Below are 20,528 nucleotides of genomic sequence, written 5' to 3'. Positions count from 1 at the left end.
CATTTTTAATTATATATATCTTTAAATTAGACTATTTTTCACATAAAATTATGTGGTTGACTGATTGGTCAGTATTTACTAAAATAATACTTTATCAATAAGAAACTATTTAGGAGGAATTATGTCAGACCAACTTAAAGAAAACAATATCAAGGCTAAGTTTAAACTCCCACAGCCAAAAAAGCCTTCCAAAAAGGGTTTTCTTATATTTCTCTTAGTTGTGCTTGTAATACTTTCTCCTTTTGCTTACCAAAAGATAGTTTATTCTCTTACCCACCAGAGCACAGACGATGCATATGTTGAAGGCACGTATATTTATATTTCTCCTGAGATATCAGGCAAGATTGTTGCAGTAAATGTAGAGAGATATCAAGAAGTGAAAAAAGGTCAAGTTCTAGCTGAAATTGAAACTTCTGATTATACAAATGCCCTTAATCTCAACGAGGCTACACTAAACAAAGCTAAGGCAACAATCAATGAACTCGAAAGTTCTGAAAAACAAGCTGAAGCTGCCTTGCAACAAGCAATGGATAACTATTCATCAGCTAAAGCACAGGCAGAGCTTGCACAAAAGGAAAAGGTGAGGTATGAAGATCTTTACAAACAAGATGCAGTCTCAGCTGACGTTTATGATACCTATGTTACCAAGGAAAAGACTGCTGTAGCTGCAATGGAAGCCGCAAAAAAAGCCGTTGCTCAGGCTAAGGCGGCTCTAGACACCATCAGGGCCCAAAAGGTTACAGCTTTATATGCTATTAAACAAGCTAAGGCAAATCTGGATCAAGCCCTTGTTAACGTTAAGAGAACGAAAATTTATGCTCCAGAAGACGGCTATATTGCAAAAAAGTTTGCAGAAGTAGGAAACTATGCTGTGCCGGGTCAGACTTTGTTCATTTTAGTAAAAAAGAATGATCTATGGGTTACTGCAAACTTTAAAGAGACTCAGCTTGACAAGATGAGAGTGGGTCAAAAGGTAGATATATACGTTGATGCTTACCCTGGAATTAAGTTTGAAGGGCACGTTGAAAGTTTCCAACCAGGCACAGGAGCAGTATTTAGTCTTTTGCCACCCGAGAACGCTACAGGAAACTTCGTCAAAGTTGTTCAGAGGGTACCTGTGAGGATAGCAATTGATAGCCCATATGATCCTAAACATCCTCTTTATCCTGGGCTTTCTGTAAATCCTTATGTGGATACAGGATTTTAGTTAACAGACCTTTTTGAACAACTTTAATTAGTTAGTTTAAAGTTTTCATTCCTAAATGAAGAATTAAACAAACTTTAATTTATTGTGCTTATACTTTATTTTCAATTCTAAGGATGTGAAAAAACTAATAATGTCTACAGATACTGCTTTACCGAATAAATGGATGGTAACACTTACAATAATGATAAGCACGCTGGTAGCCGCCCTTGACACCAGTATTGTAAACGTTGCTTTGCCGAATATGAGGGGTTCTCTTGGTGCGTCAGTTACTGAAATTACCTGGGTTTCAACAGCATATATGTTATCAAATGTGGTTGTGATGCCCGCGGTTGGTTTTTTAAGCGACTTGTTTGGCAAAGTAAGATTCTTCACGTTTAGCGTGATTATTTTTGGAGTAGGTTCATTTTTGTGCGGCCTTGCTTGGAATATGGAATCGATGATCTTTTTTAGAGTTATCCAAGGGGTGGGCGGCGGCGCTCTAATTCCTATGTCACAGGCAATTCTCAGAGAAACGTTTCCTCCAGAAGAACAAGGAAAGGCTATGGGTATCTTTGGTATGGGGGTTGTTTTGGGACCCGGTATTGGACCTACACTCGGCGGCTATATTACTGATAACTATAGCTGGAACTGGATTTTTTATATAAATATGCCATTTATAATATTGAACCTAATACTAATCTCTTTCTTTTTAAAAGAGTCTTCTGATCGAGAGAGACATACCGGTAAAATTGATTATATAGGACTTATATTAATGACGATAGGCCTTTCAACCCTACAGATAATGCTCGAAAAAGGCCAGGAAAATTCTTGGTTCGAGTCTGATTTTATAGTAAGACTTGCTGTTACCAGTGCAGTTTCTCTTATATTGTTTATAATTTGGGAGTTAAAAACTGATAAACCTATTGTTGAGTTAAGGGTTTTAAAGGACCTATCCTTTACCAGTGCTACTGCACTTGGTGGGATTTTTGGCATGGGTCTCTTCGGGAGCTTGTTTTTATTGCCGATGCTTTTTGAGAGCCTTCTTGGTTATTCGGTGATGGAATCTGGCTTGGCTCTTATGCCAAGAAGCCTTGCTATGGCTTTTGCCATGCCACTTGCAGGAAGAATATATAATTTTTTGGGACCAAAAAAGATGATTTTTATTGCTACAGTATTGGCTACAATTAGCTTTTACCCTCTAACTGTAATGAATCTTAACACTAATGCTTGGGATATACTGGTTCCTCAGTTAATTCAGGGAGTTGCCTTTGCTTTTATATTTGTGTCCTTGAGCACTGCAGCTCTAATGACTGTTGAAAAAAGGTATATGTTTGGAGCATCTGGACTTTTTAATCTTATAAGAACTGTATGTGGCAGCGTTGGGATAGCTGTTTTTGCTACCATGCTTGAAAACTCCACAACTATAAACAGAGCATATATGGTAGAACACATCGTTACAAACAACCCATTTTATACGCAAAGCTCTTTGGTTAGCCCTGCTACTACGTCTCCAATACTTAGCACTTGGTTTGCTGGCCTAAGTGGAGCTTTGATGCAAAATGCGGGCTCTACACCTGCTGATTTGCCGGACAAGACTTTTGCGATTTTGAGCAATTATATTGACCGTCATGCAGCTATTATGGCTTATAATACTACGTTTTTTTGGATACTCTTTCTATTTATTGTAGCTACTTTGTTTAGCTTTCTAATTAGAGATACTAGACCTGATAAGCTAAAGAATAAAGAAGATTCAAAGGTTATAGAAAGTGTTGTTGAGCTTTGACAAGAAAAGGGCATTCTTTGCAATCTGGTTTCTTCTTACAAAATTCTTTTCCAAGTTTTACAATTAGAGCGTGATATTCTTTGAACAATTCAGTTTCATTTGGCAAATTCTTCATAAAGAAATCTTGTGATTTATGATAAATCTCCTTTTTGTTACCAGAAAATTTTATATTAAGCCTTTCGAGCCATCTTAGAGTGTATGTGTCAATTACAAATATGGGGTATTCAAGAGCATAAAGAAGAATAGAATCAGCAGTTTCATATCCAATGCCGTTTATACCGAGAAGAAATCTTCTTGCATCGATTAAATCTAATTTTTTAACCTCTTCGATTTTTTTGAAATTTCTATATATTTCTGATATAAGGTTTTTTAATCTTTTGGCTTTTATGTTGTAATATCCAACAGACTTAATAAACATTGCAAGTTTGTCCTGTTCAATATCAACCAATTTATTAAGGGTCAATAAATTTTCCTGTTTTAATTTGAAGATAGCCTTTTCTACATTTTTCCACGAAGTGTTTTGAGTAAAAACAGCACCAACTATAACTTCCAATGGACTATCAGCTGGCCACCAGCCCTGAGGGCCAAAAGTATCATATAAAATTTCATAATTTTTTAAAAGATCAATTTCTTTTGTCAACTAATCCTTATACTTCAGCAGATTTTCAATATATCTTGATATAACGTCGACTTCAATATTAACGAGTGAGCCTACTTTCTTGTCTGAAAGAGAAGTTTCCTTTATAGTTAGAGGTATGAGCGCCACGTCAAAAGAATTTTCTTTTACTGCAGCTATAGTTAAGCTTATTCCGTTTATAGCGATAGAGCCTTTATGAGCTATATATTTTTTTAGTTGGAGAGGGAATTCTACAGTAAGTATTGTATTCAACTTTTCACTCTTGATGGATGCAATTTTCCCCACAGCATCTACATGACCAAGCACGATGTGTCCTCCAAATCTTGAGTCGTGTTTCATTGCTCTTTCAAGATTCACTTTCATTCCAGCTTTCAAATGTTTAAAAGTAGTAACAGAAACAGTTTCTTTTGAGATATCGGCTTCAAAGGATTGACCGTTTATTTTTGTTACCGTCAGACAAACACCATCAACTGCGATAGAATCAGAAATTTTTAAATCATCAAATTGTTTTTTAAAAGAAATTTTAATTTTATAGCCATATCCTTGTGGAGAAAAGGAAATTATTTGGCCAACATCTTCTATGATACCAGTAAACATATTTCTATTCTTATTCTGTTACCGATTCAAATTCTTTTTTCAAGTCGCTTGCAAGAATACATTGTTCACAGCCTATTACAAAAGCCTTTAGCGGTTCCCCTCCTTCAATTATAAGCTGATAGCTTGCGCCTGAGGGTAAAAGGATAGACATGTCCTTTTTTACATGATATTCAACGTCATTAATGTTTACTTTTAGACTGCCATTGATTACAACAATTATTTCATCGCCCACCTCTGTGTCAAGTTTGATTTCTTCTCCTGGCACACCCTCATAAAGATGCAGTGACAAAAAATGATTGCCATCAGTGTTTGGAGAAAATACGATCTTTTTGTTTATGCCGTTTTTTCTTTCGAAAGCGAGTTTGTTTAAATTTTTTAGTCTTGGTAGCATTATTTCACCCTTACTTTATGGAATAGTTTGGTACCATGCACAAAAACCTGCAAACTTTTGTACCGGTATTTTTAACAGTATGAAATTCACCAGGTTTTATAAAAATGAAGGACCCTTCTGATACCTTTGTCTCTGAATTATCTGAGACTACAGTTGCCTCTCCTTCTAATACAAACATCTCGTGTTCAAAATCGTGTGAATGAGCAGGACTTTGTCCATTTGGTTCAATGGTGATCATCCTCATTGCAAAATTAGGTGCGCCGTCTTCAGGCGTTATAAGCCATCTAATACTTGCACCCTTAGCGCCATCTACCTCCATTTTTTTGTTTTCAACTTCAAAGGAATTTCCAATTTTAGCCACTATAACCTCCTAAAATTTATTTTTTATTTTAATAAATTATTTTTAAAAAAAGGAAGAATATACATCAAAAAGTTTTTTTGTTCTACATCAGTTTTTGATGAAGTGTTCATCAGTTCTTCTAAAATATTTTTGCTGTTTAGCTTTTCTAATGTAATCTTTTTAACCCCCAGTAGATTTTTCATGTAATCTATAGTGTCGTTAAGAGTACCAAGTTCATCTATTAGTCCAAGCGACTTTGCTTTTGCCCCAGAAAAAACTCTTCCATCTGCTATACTTTTTAGCTTGTCAAGAGGGATATTGCGTCTTGTTGAAACGTCGTATAAAAATTGACCATATGAATCTCCAATAAGGCCCATTAAATATTCTTTGTCTTTTGGGGTGAGAGACCTGAACATAGAACCTGTATCTTTATATTCTCCAGTTTTTAAGGTTTCTTCCTTTATGCCAATGTTTTTCATAAGTTCATGGATATCTAATATATTAGCGATTACGCCTATGCTTCCAGTGAGAGTGGACGGCAGGGCAAAAATTTTATCGCCCGCTAAAGAAACATAATAACCACCAGAAGCGGCCACATCTCCCATAGAAACAATAATAGGCTTTCCTGTACTTTCTTTGTAGTTCATTAGGGTCTCAAATATCTCCTGGCTAGCACCAACCGACCCTCCGGGACTATTTACCCTTAAAAGTATTCCCCTAATATTTGGGTCTTGCTTAGCTCTCCTGATAGCTGATGATACTGATTCGCTGGTTTGATCGTTTATCGTTCCATTTATTTCGATATAACCGACTTTAGCGCCTGCTGGCTTAAACTTTGCTGCCATATAGCCCAAAGAAAAAACAATAGTTAATATCAAAAGAAATATAAGGGCTAGACTAAGTCTTTTAAGCATTTTTGACTCTCTTCATAATTTAGTATTCTCCTCTCCTACTTTCTTTTTCCATTGTTCTCTTTTTAATAGTCTCTCTCTTATCATATAATTTTTTGCCTCTAGCGAGTCCAACTTGGACTTTTGCTATTCCTCTTTTCCAATATAACTTTAGTGGTATTAATGTGAGCCCTTTACGCTTTACAGCATTGTATAACCTAAGTATTTCACTTCTGTGAGCAAGGAGTCTCCTTTTTCTTTTCGGATCAAGATTGAAAATGTTCCCCTGTTCATATGGGGATATGTGAAAATCATAAATCCAAAGCTCGCCCCTTTCAACCTGACAATACGATCCAGAAAAAGAAGCTTTGCCAAGTCGAAGCGATTTTACTTCTGTGCCTTTAAGTTCTATTCCAGTTTCAAGGGTTTCCAGTATCTCATATTCGTATCGTGCTTTTCTGTTTTCTATTATAGGAGAAAAACTACTCATCTTATAACTGATAAAGTGGCTAGTCCTGTAGCATATAATATAGTTTTATCGAGGCTTTCTATTTGAGATTTTGCATAAATTAGGCGACCCTTGTCTTCAGTTACTTTAGCAAATACCCTTACATAGGTGCCTATAGTGATAGGTTTTTTGAATTTTACTATTAGCTGAGCTGTTACTACGTTGTGCCCTAATTTAACCGCTGCCCAGGTGCTTAATTCATCTAGAAGCGTTGATATTATTCCGCCGTGCACAATATTATTCCATCCTTGGTGGTTTTTTTGAAATTGAAATGTGGTAAATACGCCTTCATTGTCTTGAGATATCTCAAGACGAAGTCCTAATGGGTTAGCCCTTCCACAAGCAAAACACCAATCATCTGCTATCAACATAACGTCCTTTCTCAAAATATTAAATATTAAAAAATAATATAATTAAGCTTAGATCAATCGTGCACCCCAGCTTCGACAATAGAGATACAACCGCTTTCTGTAAGTGCAACTCCTGCAAGGGAGACTTACGGCACCCGGTCTGACCGCTTACCGTTGCTACCTTCCGGTCCTGGCGGGGTTCACGATAGCGCCGCCGCGTAAGGCCTTGCTATCAACATTGCACTATACAGGGCTGCGTTACATCTCTAAGCCTCGGCTGGGGAATTAAGCCCTGCTATGGCGGATTGCAGGTACAGGGCACCGCCAGCTCCCCGCTTAGCACAATAATATTCTAACATGAAGTAAGGGTAAATATGTTATCTATCTATTTATAGCAAAGAAAGTTACACTATTCATTTTATATTTTTGATATTATTTTTAATCTTATTTAAAACTAATATACTGGTAGTAAAATTAAAAGTTAAAGTAGTTTAGCTAATTTTTTAGTTCTATCTTAAGGAGGGAAAAAGATGAATTTAATTAACAAGGCCTTACTAATGGGACTTGGCGTGATGGATATTACTAGAGAAAAAGCTGAGAAATTAGTTGATGAATTAGTTAAGAGAGGTGAAGTTGCAAAGGAAGAAAAGTATAAGGTAGTAAACAATCTTCTTGATCAGATAGATAAGCATGAAAAGGAATTGACGCAAAAGGTTTCTGAAGTAGTTAAAAAAACTATATCCGAAATGGGTGTGCCTACCAAAGATGATATGGAAAAAATTTTAAGGAGACTTGATGAGATAGAGAAGAAAAATTCTTAAAGATAATTGTTAATCTGTGTTTTTACTTAAAATAGGGAGAAGTTATAGAGAGTTAAAGCGCTATTTAACAATATTTTCAGTTTTAATTCGCTATGGCTTTGAAGATATTCTTGATAAGGTTGAAGGGCGCCTAGGGTTTAGATTTTTTATTTTCTGGCAAAGGGGAACTGTTAGAAAGGAAAAAACTGGTATAGAACGTCTTTCTACGCCAGAAAGAGTACGTTTAGTTTTAGAGGAACTTGGGCCTACTTTTATAAAATTTGGTCAGATATTGAGCTGTAGACCTGACCTTCTCTCGAATCAATTTATAGAAGAGTTAAGCAAATTACAAGACAATGTCCCCCCGTTTCCTTTTATAAAGGTTAGAGAAGTCATAGAAAGCCAGTTTAAAAGGCCCCTTGAAGAGATGTTTACATCTTTTGATGAAACTCCCATAGCAGCAGGTTCTTTGGCCCAGGTACACAAAGCTATAACTAAAACTAAAAAAGAGGTAGCTGTTAAAGTCCAAAGGCCTGGAATAGAAAAGATTATTGAATCAGATATCAAAATTTTATACGACTTTGCTATTTTATTGAAAAAACACTTTTCAGAAATCGGTTATTATGAGCCTGATAGAATTGTTGAGGAATTTGCGAAGACTATTCGAAAAGAATTAGACTTTATTAGAGAAGGGCGCAATATTGAGAGATTTAGTAAATGTTTTAAAAACGATAAGACAGTTTATTTTCCAAAGGTTTACTGGGATTTAACTGCACCAAAAGTTTTGACAATGGAATATATAAATGGATATAAGCTCTCTGAGGTTGATAACTTTCCCGATCTAAATGTGGACAAAAAGAGCGTTGCTCTTAACGGTGCTCATTTTATCCTAAGAGAGATTTTTGAATGTCATTTTTTTCATGCGGATCCTCATCCTGGAAATATATTTCTTCTAAATAACAACGTTATGGCCTTTGTAGATTTTGGGATGGTAGGCATTCTTGATGATACTATTGTAGATTGGCTTATCAGTGTCTTGAGAGCTATTTTAGATAAAAATGTAAATTTATTGATAAAGGCTATTTTAAGTCTTAACATAGCTCCTCAACCAAAAGATATAATAAACTTTAGAATTGATTTATTTGATTTTTTGGAACGATATTATGAAGTCCCTTTAAAAGATCTTAACGTGGGGACGCTGATTGAAGAATTTTTAGACATAATTAGAAAATATAAGATTCGTTTCCCAACCACGTTAGTATTAATGCTAAGAGCTTTAGTAATTCATGAAGGCATTGGTAGAGTACTTTATCCAGAATTTAACATGATAGAATACTTAAGATCTCATATTAAAAACCTAATGTTAAAAGACATAAATCTTTCTAGAATTTCTAAAGATTTTTCTTTTATCCTTGGAGATACAACTTCACTCTTTAAGGAACTCCCTTCTAATTTAAGAGAGATTCTTTCAAAACTTAGAGATGACAATCTTACAATTAGATTCGATCACAAGGGATTAGAAAGTCTTATCAATCACATTGATAAATTAGGAAATCGTCTTAGTCTTGCTATCATAATTGCATCGTTGGTGATAGGTTCATCAATACTTTTTCAATTTCAAACGAACCTTAAAATATTTGGCTATCCTTTGCCTGGATTTTTAGGTTTTGTTTTAGCGATTCTATTGTGCTTAAAATTGCTTATTGAAATTTTAAGATCCTAAAAGTTATAAATGTTTATATTTATGCAATATTATTTAGAAATAATTACAGCTAACTTTGAATGTTAAAATAAGTAGATATATTTATTTACTTTGAGGAGAGTGTTAGATCAATTTGACTGTAACTGGTTTAGATACGTTCAAGATCTTAATTATGATCTTTTGTAATGCTTTGCTTCTTGCAGCGCTGTTTTACCTTACAAAGAGAAAAAGGATTTTATACTATAAAAAAGGTGGAATGCTTTTCTTAGGTTTTATGGGGGTTGCAGTAATTACAATGATGGACGAATTAACGTCTATATTTTATGCTCCCGGTGAGGCTTTTCACTTTATTGGCAAACATGCTGTTTTCTACCTTGTTTTTACTTTTGCAATGGTAACTTTATATTCCTTTTCTCTAACTGAAGTTGCTGAAATTCTTGAAAAAAATAATCTTAAAGGTGGCGGAGTATATAATTTTTCTTATTTGGTTCTTGGTCAGACCTTTTCTTTTGTTGCTGTTGCTTCTATAATAGTTGACTATATTACGACTGCAGCAATGTCAAGCGTTTCTGCTATAGACAATATACACTCTCTCCTAGCATTTCCCCATGAACTAAAGATAATATTTGAAGTTTCGATTATATTGTTTATTGCCTTCCTTAATTTGATAGGCATTAAGGAAAATGTTAAAGTAACTTATTCTATATTTGTAATTGCAGCTGTCGTATTGGTGAACGTTGCAATTCTAGGACTTTTTAATATCAATACAGGATTGCCTTTTCTTATTGATGCATATCATGCTAGCTTAAAAGATATTTTAACTTCCAATCCGATCCACTCATACACGTCTATTACTTTTAATATGTCGGCTACTATACTTGCTTTTTCAGGTATCGAATCTGTATTGCAGACGCATTCACTAGTAGAAAATTGGAAAACTATCAAAAAGGCATATATTACGCTTGCTTTAACAGTTGGGATTATAATACCGTTGGTTGGAACGCTTGCCCTCTCACAAGTACCAAATCCAATAGATCACTCAGAAGATCTTATAACCTTTTTTTCACGTATGTTAGGCGGCTTACCACTAGCAATAATAGTAGTAATACTCGCAGCTGTTACTTTGATATTTGCTGTAAATACTGCGATGGTAGCGTCTGTTGAGCTTCTTGATAGGGTTGCGGAAAAGTATAAATTTAAACCGCTAACGAAAACCAATAGATTTGGTGCAGCGTATAGAATAATTATTATTATGTCTACTGCATTTATTTCGATAATTTTGATAACATCCGGCAATCAGCATACTGTAGCACAGATGTACGCAATAGGTCTTGTAGCCACATTTGTAATAAACCTTTTTAACCTTATAGTATATAGGGCGTACAGGGGTAGAGAAGATGTAAAAGAATATTCTACAAGCATACTTTTAAATAGTTTCCTTTTCATATTGTTTTTGGGAAGCTTTATATTTTTACTTAAAGACAAGCCTGATGGTGCTCTTTTATGGCTCTCTTCGTTAATTGTCTTCTTGATATTTGGAACTATTATTATAAGAAGTAAGAATATTGATAAAGCTGTCAAGATATCAACAGAGAAGCCCCAAGACGTGATAAACTACATAAAGGAAAATGATATATCCAATATTCATATCTATTTTAGAAGGCCTATGGAACGTACATCAGAAAGAATCGATGACTCTTCAAAAATTTTTGTAACGTTTTTTATGTCCAGGCAAAGCATACCTAAACGAATATCAAATAATCATTTTATAATTCCGGTCAATCATTTTTGGGGGATTGACGGCGGCATAAATGGCTTGCTTGGCTTATTGCAGGAGAGTTTTCCGGACAGAAGGATAGTTGTTCATCTGGGCTGGCCTACTTCTTCCTGGCTTGAAAGGGTTGCTATGGGTTTAAGAACTTATCATATCTTGAGACTACCGACCATTTACCCAAAATTTGAATTCAAGATGGAATTTTTCCCTCAAAAAACACCTAAGAAATGATTCGTTTTATTATGTCCCTATAAATTTTTAAAATCTCAATCTGTAATACAAACCGACAAATGTACCTCTATCGAACGATGTGTTGTCTGTTATTGAGTTTCTAATAACAAAAGAAGTAACCTTTGAAAGTTGCATATCAGCTTGATAGGTGGCTTGAGGTTTTACTCCAAGCGTATAGGTGACAGAAGTTGAAATTTTTTCATTCCAGGATTTTGAAATTGTGATTTCTGGTTTGCCGTCTACAGACATTCCAAAGGATAGTCGAGACAATCCTAATGCCTGCTTTATCGGTTCAAACAATATTCCCTGTGCCTGTGATACGGCAGTTATAGGTGACATTGCCGCTACTGTTGAAGCATAAGTAACAGGATTTTTGCCAGTGCCAATTAGGGCTATTATCTGAGATTCGCTTAGTTCTGGCACTGACGAGAAGGAAAGCTTTGGACTCTCTAGTTGTCCGCTTACTGTAAGGTATACTTTGTATTCTGATATGCTGCTTTGGGCTAAAATATTTACAGTATGACTAAGTGGAGTATACTTAATGTGTCCTCTTGTAACCTGAAATGGTTGATCGAAAACAGAAATTCTACCCGAATTAATATTCAGGTCTGCAAATATAATTGGATTGTTTAATGTGCCTGCTACTTTGACATTTCCAGAAGGATACAAAGTATAAAAATCGTTTTGAAAATCAACATTTTTTCCAATGTTTACACTAAGATCTAATTTAATATTTGGCAAGACAGAAGCACTGCTATTTGAAAAGCCTATATGCCCTTTTGTTAAATTAATGTTGCCCTTTAAGATTGGGTCAAATACATTTCCACCTAAATTTAAGTAAAAGTCTGCCAATCCATTATAAGCTTTTCCAAGATTTGCAGGAAAGTTTTTTCCTAAAATATTTATATCAAGATCCTTTGTTCTGCTGTTTATATGTCCATCTAAGCTTGCAATACCACCGTTTTCAATAAGATACCCTGCCAGATTTATTTCGTTGCCCGCAAGCTTTGCGCTGAAATCTTTTAGCTTGATCTCTTGATTGTCTAGAAGTATTGTCATATTAGGTATGTTGGCGCTTCCACTAAGGGTTGGTGAATCAAAGCTACCAGAGACTTGAAGATTTATATCTCCTTCACTTGATTTTATAGACATATTTTTTGGTAACAAAAAGGAAAGTAGTGCAATGCTTGAGTTTGATATTGAAAGCTTTAAGTCAGTGGCTTCACTGCTTTTGAGCGCTTCTTTGTTCATTGGAAGAGTGCCCTTAAGGATTGCTGTATGCCCATCATGTTCTAATGAGAGTTCGTTTACTTTTAGAAATGGATAATCTAAGGATACGTCCATAGACAATTTACCGCCGCTCTTTCCGTTGTAAGAAATGTTGTCAGAAGTAAGATTTATTGTGCCTCTGGTAGAGGATTCTGAATGATAAAAGCTAAATGTAGAGTCAGCTAGTAAACTAAAACCTTCAAAGTCTACCGGATAATTTTTCGTTTTTCCACTGATATTTAAGACAGGGGCTATAAAACCTGAAAAATTTAATCTTCCTGAATCCTTGTAAATACTTGCATCGTCAATAAAGAATTCATTGTTATTGCCATGAAATTTAACATTTGCGCTGGAAAATGAATAAAAATTTGAGTAAAAATTTTTTATACTTGTTTCTCCCTTCCAACTACCATTGTCATAAGTTATCTCAAATGATGTAGTGCCTTCAAGATAAGTTGGCGGTTGATAGGGTTTTATGCTTTTTATAACGCTTTGATAAAATGAAAGATATGACTCGGGCGAGAGTATCGTAGTGCCTTTGTTTAAATCTACTGAATATACCTGATATAGAATTTTGTTTGATGGGGGTGTTGGAAAGCCTCTTATAATTCCGATGTCGTATAAAAATTTTAAATTTGGTTTTTTAATCAACTTCCCTTCCTCAAAGGTAAAGGGAGAGAGTTGATATAATGCGTCAATGGAAATATCTTTTCCGCTTGCAACAAATTTGTTTTGGTTGCCTTTGATGTATGCTTCATTTGTACCTGAAAATAAAGAAAAATCGAATTCTATGTTGCTAGAGTTTTTGGCACAAATAGATCCTATCCCCTTTAAGGAAGCTCCATACCTCGTTAGCATTGCAAAGTTGACCTTTGTATTTAGACCAGTGTTTGAAGAATAATTTATATTGAGTTTTGCGTTGCCGCTTTCTACGTCCAAAAAATCTTTAAGATTTAATTCAACCTTTGATAAAAGTGTGTTTTTTACGATGCTTCCTGAAAAATTTCCTGAACCTAATGTTCCTGAGAAGTCTATAGGGTTACTTGATAAGTTAATGATCGAATTAAAGGAGATCTGCCTATAATTAAACAAAAAATTGCCCTGAATTTGAGCCAGGTTATTTATTTTGTGAAGGGTAAAGTTAACGTTTCTATAATTTCCCACAAATGCAAATTTGTCAGCGCTTATAGCATATCCTCCAGATATTGGATAGCCAAAGAGTGAAGCTTCTAAAGTTCCATGTGAAGAATATCCGTCTGTATTAATTTTACCGCTTACATTTTTTAACTCAATATCGTTAAAAGACATGTTTGTGGCATTAAACCTGCCATAAAAATAAGGAGAGTTAATGCTATCTGTATATAAATAAGCGCTTACAGTGCAGTTAAGGTCTTTCAAAGGGTATTGCGGCAAAAATATTTGAGCTTTTCCATCAGACTCCAAATTATATGATAGGCTCACTTTTATTGGTCCAAAATTAGACTTCCTTGAAAAATAGTTTAAATTCAAAGATGGGTAATTAATATATAGCTCAAGAGGACCGGCAAGGGCTTGGTTGTCTACTTCTGTTGATATATTATTTGATGTGATATAAATGTTAGTTAAGGGCTTTTCTTTTTCTAATATAAAACTGCCATTTGCTGAAATTTTGCCTGACTTTAGTGCTATTCTTTTGTCAAGGTTAATAAATTGTAGTAGTTCTTTGGCTTCTACGTTGTGGGCATAAAATAAAAACTCTTTTTTATCTGGCTCAATTTTTACTGTGCAATTTATATCTCCGTAATTTGAATTTGAAACTGCTTTAAGGTTTAACGAATTGTTTTCGACAAAACCGAAGGCATTTACAGGAAGAGTTATCATGCTATTTTTTATAATTAGAGTAGAGTTATAGGCATCCAGTATAAAATTGGCAGGTGGGACGCCTTCTTTTGGGGTAAACGCTTTTAAAACATCTTCAGGCAAAGAAAAACCCTTATTTTTGGTGAATATCAAATTTAGCGAAGCGTCGTAAAGCTTAATTTCAGTTGGTGTTATTTTAAAAGGTATTAGAGAAATAGAAAAGCTTACATAAACCTTTTTTGCTTTAAAGTCATTATTGATGCTTGCGTTATGAATTATGATCTTGTTAAGGCTAATGTCAGCTGATTCAAAACTTGTTCCTTCTGGTAAATTTGAACTTATTATAGGATATATAAAGGTTTTTTTTACATTATCGATATTTAGGAAGAGGATTAAACAAAATATACATAATATAAAGCTACACGTACTGGCATATTTAAGACATTTTAATGCCATTTGAAATCGGAAGGTTTTAGATTTTTTATGAAGTCTTTAAACTTTTTTGTTTCCTCCTCCTCATCATCTATTTCCTTTTTTATAAAGCTTACCGATGAAGACTCAAAAAGATCTCTTTTGACGTATATTGGAGCAAGAAGTCTCACTGCAATTGCAATAGAGTCAGATGGTCTACAATCTAAATATTCTTCCCTATCATTTTGAGAAATTACTATTTGAGCATAAAAGACGCCGTCTTTTAAAGATTCTATAATTACTTTTACTACATTTAGATCAAATACTTGCATAATATCACTTATAAGGTCGTATGCTATGGGTCTTGGGGGTTTTATCTTTTCTATAGCCATAGCGATTGCCCCGGCCTCAAACGGGCCTACCCATATTGGCAAAACTCTATCTGAGTCAATTTCTTTTAGTATTACAACAGTTTGGTTGTTGGTCGGGTCGATCGTTACGCCTAAAACCTTAACTTCTACTAGCTCTGTGGCCAATTTTATCCCCTCTGTTCACTCCTTGTAATTTCTTATAAGAATTTCCGAGAACTTCATCAAATAAGACTCTAATGAAATCCCTTTCCACACTTTTTGGGTGTGGGATGGTCAATTCTTTATTTGCTACATTATAAGAATGGTTTAATATTTCTATCATATCATTACTTCCTATACAATAATTATAACTTAATATATCAATGTCAATAACTCTTGGCCCATATCTAAATGTTTTAAACCTCCCTATTTCCTTTTCTATGTGTTTGCACAAATGAAGGAGAGAGATGGGTGAAAGCTTTGTTTTGACTTTTATCAAACAGTTTGCAAAATATGGTTGATTGGTAACCTCAAGAGGTTCTGTAGTGTATATATTCGAAACAGCTAGCAATTCACAGCAGTTTTTTCTTAAAAACTTTATTGCTTTTTTTAAATATTTTTTCCTATATCCAATGTTTGATCCAAGAGACAAATATGCAAATGGCATTAAATATTTAATTTTCTCATTTCTTCTGCCATATCACAAGCAAGTCTTATTTCTTTTACATCGTGGACTCGAAGTGCATGTATTCCCTTGTAAACACATATGCTGGATACGCTAATAGTTGCTGGCAATCTATCCTCAGTAGGAACGCCCTTTGAAACAAGTCCAGTAAAACTTTTTCTAGAAGGGCCTATGAGGTGAAGGAAATTGTCTTTTAAAAACCTTTCATAATTTGAGCACAGTTTCAAATTATCCTTAAAACTCTTCCCAAAGCCAAGTCCAACATCTAAGAGTATATTTTCTTTTGTAAAACCAGCACTGATGGCCTTTTTAGCTTGAGCGTGCAGAAATTCTGAGATTTCGTTAAAGATGTTGTCATACTCAGGATTAATCTGCATTTCTTTAGGATTCTTTTTCATGTGCATTATAATTATGCCAGGCTTAGGATTAAATGAAGAAATTGTTTCTAACATGCCCTCAGATCTAAGGCCAAAGATATCGTTAATTATGATAGCGCCTTCTTCCAGAGCAATTTTTGCCACCTCTGGCTTGTAGGTGTCAACTGAAACGCTTATATCATTTTTGACCAATTCCTTTAAAACTGGCAGAATTCTTTCTATTTCTACATCTAGCGGGGTAGGATCAACAAAAGGTTTTGTAGATTCCCCGCCTAAGTCAATTATATCTGCGCCTTCTTCAATCATTTTGAAGGCTCTCTTTATTGCTATATCGGGTTCACACCACCTGCCGCCGTCATAAAATGAATCGGGCGTTACGTTTAAAATTCCAAAGATAATAGTTTTTTTCAAATCAAAACTTCTGTTACGTGCTTTAAATATCATATAAGCCTTCCGAAGATCAAACTAAGAACTTCAGATCTTGTAGAAGAAGAAGCCTTGAAGGCTCCCCTTAAAGCAGAGGTAACAGTAGTGTGCCCCGGTTTTTTTATCCCTCTCATGCTCATGCAAAGATGCTCGGCTTCTACTACAACTGCCACTCCCAAAGGGTTTAGCCCTTTCATTATTGTTCTGGCAATTTCTGATGTTAATCTTTCTTGAAGTTGAGGTTTTTTTGATAGTATGTCTACAACCCTTGCGATCTTAGAGAGTCCAACAACCCTGCCATCTTTTGGAAGATAGGCAACGTGTGCTCTCCCTATAAAAGGAATGAGATGGTGCTCACAGATGGAATAAAACGGTATATCTTTTATAAGTACCATTTCGTCGGTATTTTCGTGATATTCTACGTTGAGCACTGAGAGGGGGTCTTCGTTTATGCCTGAAAATATTTCTTCATACATCCTTGCTATCCTCTCAGGTGTGTCCTTAAGGCCTTCTCTATTTGGGTCTTCCCCAATTGCTACCAATATATCGTAAATTGCTCTTTTTATTTTTTCTTGATCCAAAATTATTCTCCTTAAATGAAATATTAATTTTAAGTGCTAAAGAAATCTAGTAAATTCTCATATTTCTTAACCTCTTTATTCTCTCTTCAAAAGGTGGGTGAGTGCTGAATAGGTTGGAAATAAAGTCGCCTTTTAAAGGATTTACTATATACATGTGAGAGAGTGCAGGGGAGGTATCTGACGGGACTAACTCTACTCCTCTGTGTAATTTCTCTAATGCATCGGCTAAAGCATCAGGATCGCGTGAGAGTTTTGCCCCTTCTTCGTCAGCAAGAAATTCTCTAGATCTTGAAATGGCAAATTGAATGAGCATAGCTGCTATTGGAGCAAGTATTAGCATTAATATACTTCCAACAAGGGCTATAGGATTATTATTGTCATCTCTTTCTCTATCAACGCCAAAAAACATTGCCCATCTTGCCATGTCTGCTACAAAGGTTATTGTAGAAGCCAACACAGCTGCAAGGCTGGATATTAAAATATCTCTGTGCTTTATGTGTCCAATTTCATGTCCTAAAACTCCCTTTAGTTCCCTTGCATTAAGGATTCTTAGTATACCACTTGTTACTGCTACTGCTGAGTGCTCAGGATCCCTACCTGTTGCAAAGGCATTAGGTGAGGGGTCATCGGTAATGTATATTTTTGGTTTTGGGATATTTGCCCTGTATGAAAGCTCTTCAACGATGTCGTGAAGTATTGGTGCCTCATCTCTTGATACTTCTCTAGCGCCTGTCATTTTTAGAACAATTTTGTCAGAAAACCAGTAAGAAATAAAGTTCATACTTAATGCAATTAAAAAGGCTATCAAAAGGCCACTTTTTCCGCCTATTAAACCACCCATGCTAATTAAAATAACGCTTAACAGTCCAAGAAGTAAGAAGGTTTTAATTTGATCTCCCATTTGATTTTACCTCCTCTACATATGGTTTTAACCAATTTTCAATAGTAGTTACGCTTGTTTCGCCTACGTCGACGTCCCTTATAACTCCGGATGGGTCAACAAAAAATACTGCAGGAATTGAATTAACTTTATATAACCTTGCTACTTCACCGTTTTTGTCAGGAAGTATAGGAAACGATAAAGGATAATCGCTCATAAACTTCAAAATCCTGCTTTCTTCATCTTCTTCGTTTATCCCAAAAACCAATACTTTTTCTTTAAATGATTTATATAGGTTGTTAATTTGAGGCATTTCTACTCTACAATGTGGACACCATGTTGCCCAAAAGACCAACAAAATTGGTTTTCCTCTATACTGCGATAAATTTACTTCAAAACCAGCCATGTCCTTTAGTTTGAAGTTTGGAGCTAATTTTCCAATTAGTTGGTTTTCGCTTTCATTTCTGGTAGTTTCTTTTTGTTCAACCCTTTGGCCGCATCCAGATAAAGCTAAAATTCCAATTAACAACAAGGTAAAAAGGATGTATTTCAAAGCAAATATCTCCTACTTTTCAGTTATTATATTTTAACAAAAAAATATACTTTTTTCAAATTAAAATTGAATTAAATTGTTGTCTGTAATTTTAAAAAATCCAGAAAACTACTGCCATTATCTGTGTTCTAGCTAAATTACTAAATTAAACGATGTATTTTTTTTGTTTTAGTATTAGAATGATTGAAATTATATTTTAGAAAACAAAAACGTTTGGGGGAAGATTAAATGTCTTTCTTAAAGAATAAAAGAATTTTTTTGATACTGATTGTTTTGTTCCTTATAGCAGGTCTATTTCTTTACAGAAACTTTAGTGGAAACAGAAACAATTTTTATCAAGAGAGCAATAACTATGCTAAAAATAACTATGAAAACACCAAACAACCTAAGGAATTTAAAGATATTGAGGTTAAAGGAACAATATATAATGTAAAGTTTAAAACATCCAAAAAAGGAAATGAGTATACAACATTTAAGATAAAAACTGAAAATGCTAATGTTTATAATTGCTTTTCTTTTGGATGGCTTCCAATAAAGAATAATGATGTTTTGAAACTAAGTGGAAGATACTATGATATCAGGCAAGTTGGGAAATATACTTTTTATAACGAAATTGATGTAAAGAATTTTGAAGTTGTTAATAAAAGATTTTAACAATATATTTTTTCTTCGTTTTTGGACTTATTTGAATTTTATTTTTATGTTTGTTTTATTTGATTTTGGTAGTAAAATCAGATCATGGAATTCAGGGGAAAAATATTTTCAATTTATTCTTTTTATATAGCTGAAGAAATAGATCTTGCGCTTGCGCAAAATCTTCTTAATGCCTCAAAAAGGGTCAATTTTAGGAGATCGAAATCTACTCCCAAAAGGCTTCAATATGAAACTCCTCCTATTACTGTCAATTTAGATATTCCATTTGACTTTGATATCATTGATGATTTTTATCCATCAAATATAAACCTCAAGATTTTTGATTTTGGAGCAGTTTCAATTTCGCTTTTGTGGAACGGGAAGACTGAATTTGTAAACTTAAAGTATATTTCTTCAGATCTTTTTGACAGCAACCTTGAAGAAAAAGTTTTAAGTTATGTATCTGAACTTAAAAATTATTTAACCAAAACTCTAAAGAAGCCATTTGATGAAATAATTTTTGAGGACTACATAGTATTTCAAACTGATGAAATTGATTCTAAGCCTTCTGAATTTCTTAGAAACAATAAAGAAACTATAGCTCATATACTCAGAATGGAAAAGGAAAATCTTTCTCAGATGGAAATAGATGAGGCTACTCAGATAGCTCTTAGTTACTATGAATTTGATATGGTTGTCATAGATTACAATGCTTCTTTTGTTATTGATGCTGACTATGAAGATATTTTAGAAATTATTGAGTTCAGTCAGGTTGAATTAGCTCAAATTAGAGCACTAGATAGAATACTTGACAAAAGTTTGGACTATTTTGAGTCAATAATCGAAAAGAGATCAATTTTTCTCCCACCAATAAAGGAGATAAGCCTTTTCTTCTTAAACGTTTCACTTAATAGAGAAAGACTTGATAATGCTCTAAAATTAATGGGAGATTTGTATCTTGCAAGGATTTATAAATCTCTAGGCTTAAAGCTTCACGTGTCAGAATGGGAAAATTCTTTAGAAAGAAATCTCAAGACTCTTTCTGATATATATCAGCTCTTACGTGAAGACTTTTTCCAAAAGATTGCAAACTTTTTAGAAATCACAATTGTAATCTTAATATTAGTGGAAATAGTTTTAGGATTATTAAGGATTTTATAAAACTTTTCATAATAAAAGAGGCCATGAAGTAAGTCCTACCTTCATGGCCGTGCTGTGGGGGGAACCCAGAAAGTATTATATCAAAAAATTTTGAATTTTGAATAAATTCTTATAAAATTTCTATAAGTTTTATTTATATAATATTAATTAAGCTACTTTAATCCCTCTAAAAAT

At 34.3% G+C, this 20,528-nt stretch carries 21 protein-coding genes and 1 other RNA gene; 7 read left to right on the top strand and 15 right to left on the bottom strand.

The features are described 5' to 3' along the window. Positions 1 to 121 precede the first annotated feature (121 nt). Together THENA_RS09110 and THENA_RS09105 are read left to right on the top strand one after the other, a co-directional pair. On the top strand, positions 122 to 1,207 hold the full coding sequence (locus THENA_RS09110; protein WP_013757111.1) for an HlyD family secretion protein: 1,086 nt from the start codon (positions 122 to 124) through the stop codon (positions 1,205 to 1,207). Between the two features lie 115 nt (positions 1,208 to 1,322). Beyond that, the gene (locus THENA_RS09105) at positions 1,323 to 2,969 is read left to right on the top strand and encodes a DHA2 family efflux MFS transporter permease subunit (RefSeq protein ID WP_245523245.1); all 1,647 of its coding nucleotides are present in this window, start codon (positions 1,323 to 1,325) and stop codon (positions 2,967 to 2,969) included. Here the strand turns inward: THENA_RS09105 and THENA_RS09100 are convergent. From THENA_RS09100 to ffs, 8 genes are all read right to left on the bottom strand, one after another. Then, positions 2,944 to 3,609, bottom strand: a complete 666-nt coding sequence (locus THENA_RS09100) for an endonuclease III domain-containing protein (RefSeq protein WP_013757109.1) — start codon at positions 3,607 to 3,609, stop codon at positions 2,944 to 2,946. The two genes, THENA_RS09105 and THENA_RS09100, sit on opposite strands and share 26 nt — an antisense overlap. Further along, positions 3,610 to 4,203 (bottom strand): riboflavin synthase, encoded by a 594-nt coding sequence (locus THENA_RS09095; RefSeq protein WP_013757108.1) that lies wholly within the window; start codon positions 4,201 to 4,203, stop codon positions 3,610 to 3,612. Between the two features lie 10 nt (positions 4,204 to 4,213). Continuing rightward, on the bottom strand, positions 4,214 to 4,594 hold the full coding sequence (locus tag THENA_RS09090; RefSeq protein ID WP_013757107.1) for a cupin domain-containing protein: 381 nt from the start codon (positions 4,592 to 4,594) through the stop codon (positions 4,214 to 4,216). Positions 4,595 to 4,604: 10 nt separating this feature from the next. Beyond that, on the bottom strand, positions 4,605 to 4,955 hold the full coding sequence (locus THENA_RS09085; RefSeq protein ID WP_013757106.1) for a cupin domain-containing protein: 351 nt from the start codon (positions 4,953 to 4,955) through the stop codon (positions 4,605 to 4,607). A gap of 23 nt (positions 4,956 to 4,978) precedes the next feature. Then, positions 4,979 to 5,848 (bottom strand): signal peptide peptidase SppA, encoded by an 870-nt coding sequence (sppA, locus tag THENA_RS09080; RefSeq protein ID WP_013757105.1) that lies wholly within the window; start codon positions 5,846 to 5,848, stop codon positions 4,979 to 4,981. 19 nt (positions 5,849 to 5,867) lie between these two features. After that, positions 5,868 to 6,314, bottom strand: coding sequence for an SsrA-binding protein SmpB (gene smpB, locus THENA_RS09075; protein WP_013757104.1), 447 nt, complete (start codon positions 6,312 to 6,314; stop codon positions 5,868 to 5,870). Beyond that, positions 6,311 to 6,700: a PaaI family thioesterase gene (locus THENA_RS09070; protein WP_052296082.1), complete on the bottom strand. Its 390-nt coding sequence runs from the start codon at positions 6,698 to 6,700 to the stop codon at positions 6,311 to 6,313. The genes smpB and THENA_RS09070 overlap by 4 nt, the downstream gene beginning before the upstream one ends. Positions 6,701 to 6,760: 60 nt before the next feature. Further along, positions 6,761 to 7,027: signal recognition particle sRNA large type (ffs, locus tag THENA_RS09845), an RNA gene on the bottom strand. 185 nt (positions 7,028 to 7,212) lie between these two features. On the opposite strand from ffs, the gene THENA_RS09065 reads away from it, so the two are divergent. From THENA_RS09065 to THENA_RS09055, 3 genes are all read left to right on the top strand, one after another. Continuing rightward, positions 7,213 to 7,503, top strand: a complete 291-nt coding sequence (locus THENA_RS09065; protein WP_013757102.1) for a phasin family protein — start codon at positions 7,213 to 7,215, stop codon at positions 7,501 to 7,503. Between the two features lie 16 nt (positions 7,504 to 7,519). Further along, on the top strand, positions 7,520 to 9,205 hold the full coding sequence (locus THENA_RS09060; protein WP_013757101.1) for an ABC1 kinase family protein: 1,686 nt from the start codon (positions 7,520 to 7,522) through the stop codon (positions 9,203 to 9,205). Positions 9,206 to 9,317: 112 nt separating this feature from the next. Continuing rightward, on the top strand, positions 9,318 to 11,189 hold the full coding sequence (locus tag THENA_RS09055; RefSeq protein ID WP_013757100.1) for an APC family permease: 1,872 nt from the start codon (positions 9,318 to 9,320) through the stop codon (positions 11,187 to 11,189). Between the two features lie 27 nt (positions 11,190 to 11,216). Here the strand turns inward: THENA_RS09055 and THENA_RS09050 are convergent, their stop codons facing one another. From THENA_RS09050 to THENA_RS09020, 7 genes are read right to left on the bottom strand one after another with little or no spacing between them, the layout of a single operon-like run. Continuing rightward, on the bottom strand, positions 11,217 to 14,753 hold the full coding sequence (locus THENA_RS09050) for a translocation/assembly module TamB domain-containing protein (RefSeq protein WP_013757099.1): 3,537 nt from the start codon (positions 14,751 to 14,753) through the stop codon (positions 11,217 to 11,219). Next, complete coding sequence (locus THENA_RS09045) at positions 14,744 to 15,244, bottom strand: bifunctional nuclease family protein (RefSeq protein WP_013757098.1); 501 nt, start codon at positions 15,242 to 15,244, stop codon at positions 14,744 to 14,746. Before THENA_RS09045 ends, THENA_RS09050 begins: the two co-directional genes overlap by 10 nt. Next, a complete protein-coding gene (folK, locus tag THENA_RS09745; RefSeq protein WP_013757097.1) occupies positions 15,219 to 15,725 on the bottom strand; it encodes a 2-amino-4-hydroxy-6-hydroxymethyldihydropteridine diphosphokinase in 507 nt (168 codons plus the stop codon). The genes THENA_RS09045 and folK overlap by 26 nt, the downstream gene beginning before the upstream one ends. Beyond that, positions 15,725 to 16,564, bottom strand: a complete 840-nt coding sequence (gene folP, locus THENA_RS09035; protein ID WP_013757096.1) for a dihydropteroate synthase — start codon at positions 16,562 to 16,564, stop codon at positions 15,725 to 15,727. Before folP ends, folK begins: the two co-directional genes overlap by 1 nt. Continuing rightward, a complete protein-coding gene (folE, locus tag THENA_RS09030; protein WP_041438050.1) occupies positions 16,561 to 17,130 on the bottom strand; it encodes a GTP cyclohydrolase I FolE in 570 nt (189 codons plus the stop codon). The genes folP and folE overlap by 4 nt, the downstream gene beginning before the upstream one ends. A 43-nt stretch (positions 17,131 to 17,173) precedes the next feature. Further along, positions 17,174 to 18,028, bottom strand: a complete 855-nt coding sequence (locus THENA_RS09025) for a zinc metalloprotease HtpX (protein WP_013757094.1) — start codon at positions 18,026 to 18,028, stop codon at positions 17,174 to 17,176. Then, positions 18,012 to 18,560, bottom strand: a complete 549-nt coding sequence (locus THENA_RS09020) for a TlpA family protein disulfide reductase (RefSeq protein WP_013757093.1) — start codon at positions 18,558 to 18,560, stop codon at positions 18,012 to 18,014. The genes THENA_RS09025 and THENA_RS09020 overlap by 17 nt, the downstream gene beginning before the upstream one ends. 228 nt (positions 18,561 to 18,788) lie before the next feature. Between THENA_RS09020 and THENA_RS09015 the strand changes: the two genes are divergently transcribed. Continuing rightward, complete coding sequence (locus THENA_RS09015) at positions 18,789 to 19,214, top strand: hypothetical protein (protein ID WP_013757092.1); 426 nt, start codon at positions 18,789 to 18,791, stop codon at positions 19,212 to 19,214. 84 nt (positions 19,215 to 19,298) lie between these two features. Beyond that, on the top strand, positions 19,299 to 20,354 hold the full coding sequence (locus THENA_RS09010) for a hypothetical protein (RefSeq protein ID WP_013757091.1): 1,056 nt from the start codon (positions 19,299 to 19,301) through the stop codon (positions 20,352 to 20,354). Positions 20,355 to 20,528 lie beyond the last annotated feature (174 nt).

It is taken from the genome of Thermodesulfobium narugense DSM 14796, assembly GCF_000212395.1.
Classification (GTDB): Bacteria; Thermodesulfobiota; Thermodesulfobiia; order Thermodesulfobiales; family Thermodesulfobiaceae; genus Thermodesulfobium; species Thermodesulfobium narugense.
Note: the sequence above shows the minus strand (reverse complement) of the source record. Positions and strands in the feature narration are given on the sequence as shown.

Bases quoted from the DNA above. Each gene is read 5' to 3' on its own strand.
- THENA_RS09110 (WP_013757111.1), top strand. From the start codon at position 122: ATGTCAGACCAACTTAAAGAAAACAATATCAAGGCTAAGTTTAAACTC.
- THENA_RS09095 (WP_013757108.1), bottom strand. From the start codon at position 4,203: ATGTTTACTGGTATCATAGAAGATGTTGGCCAAATAATTTCCTTTTCT.
- THENA_RS09090 (WP_013757107.1), bottom strand. From the start codon at position 4,594: ATGCTACCAAGACTAAAAAATTTAAACAAACTCGCTTTCGAAAGAAAA.
- sppA (WP_013757105.1), bottom strand. From the start codon at position 5,848: ATGCTTAAAAGACTTAGTCTAGCCCTTATATTTCTTTTGATATTAACT.
- smpB (WP_013757104.1), bottom strand. From the start codon at position 6,314: ATGAGTAGTTTTTCTCCTATAATAGAAAACAGAAAAGCACGATACGAA.
- THENA_RS09065 (WP_013757102.1), top strand. From the start codon at position 7,213: ATGAATTTAATTAACAAGGCCTTACTAATGGGACTTGGCGTGATGGAT.
- THENA_RS09050 (WP_013757099.1), bottom strand. From the start codon at position 14,753: ATGGCATTAAAATGTCTTAAATATGCCAGTACGTGTAGCTTTATATTA.
- folK (WP_013757097.1), bottom strand. From the start codon at position 15,725: ATGCCATTTGCATATTTGTCTCTTGGATCAAACATTGGATATAGGAAA.
- folP (WP_013757096.1), bottom strand. From the start codon at position 16,564: ATGATATTTAAAGCACGTAACAGAAGTTTTGATTTGAAAAAAACTATT.
- THENA_RS09025 (WP_013757094.1), bottom strand. From the start codon at position 18,028: ATGGGAGATCAAATTAAAACCTTCTTACTTCTTGGACTGTTAAGCGTT.
- THENA_RS09015 (WP_013757092.1), top strand. From the start codon at position 18,789: ATGTCTTTCTTAAAGAATAAAAGAATTTTTTTGATACTGATTGTTTTG.
- THENA_RS09010 (WP_013757091.1), top strand. From the start codon at position 19,299: ATGGAATTCAGGGGAAAAATATTTTCAATTTATTCTTTTTATATAGCT.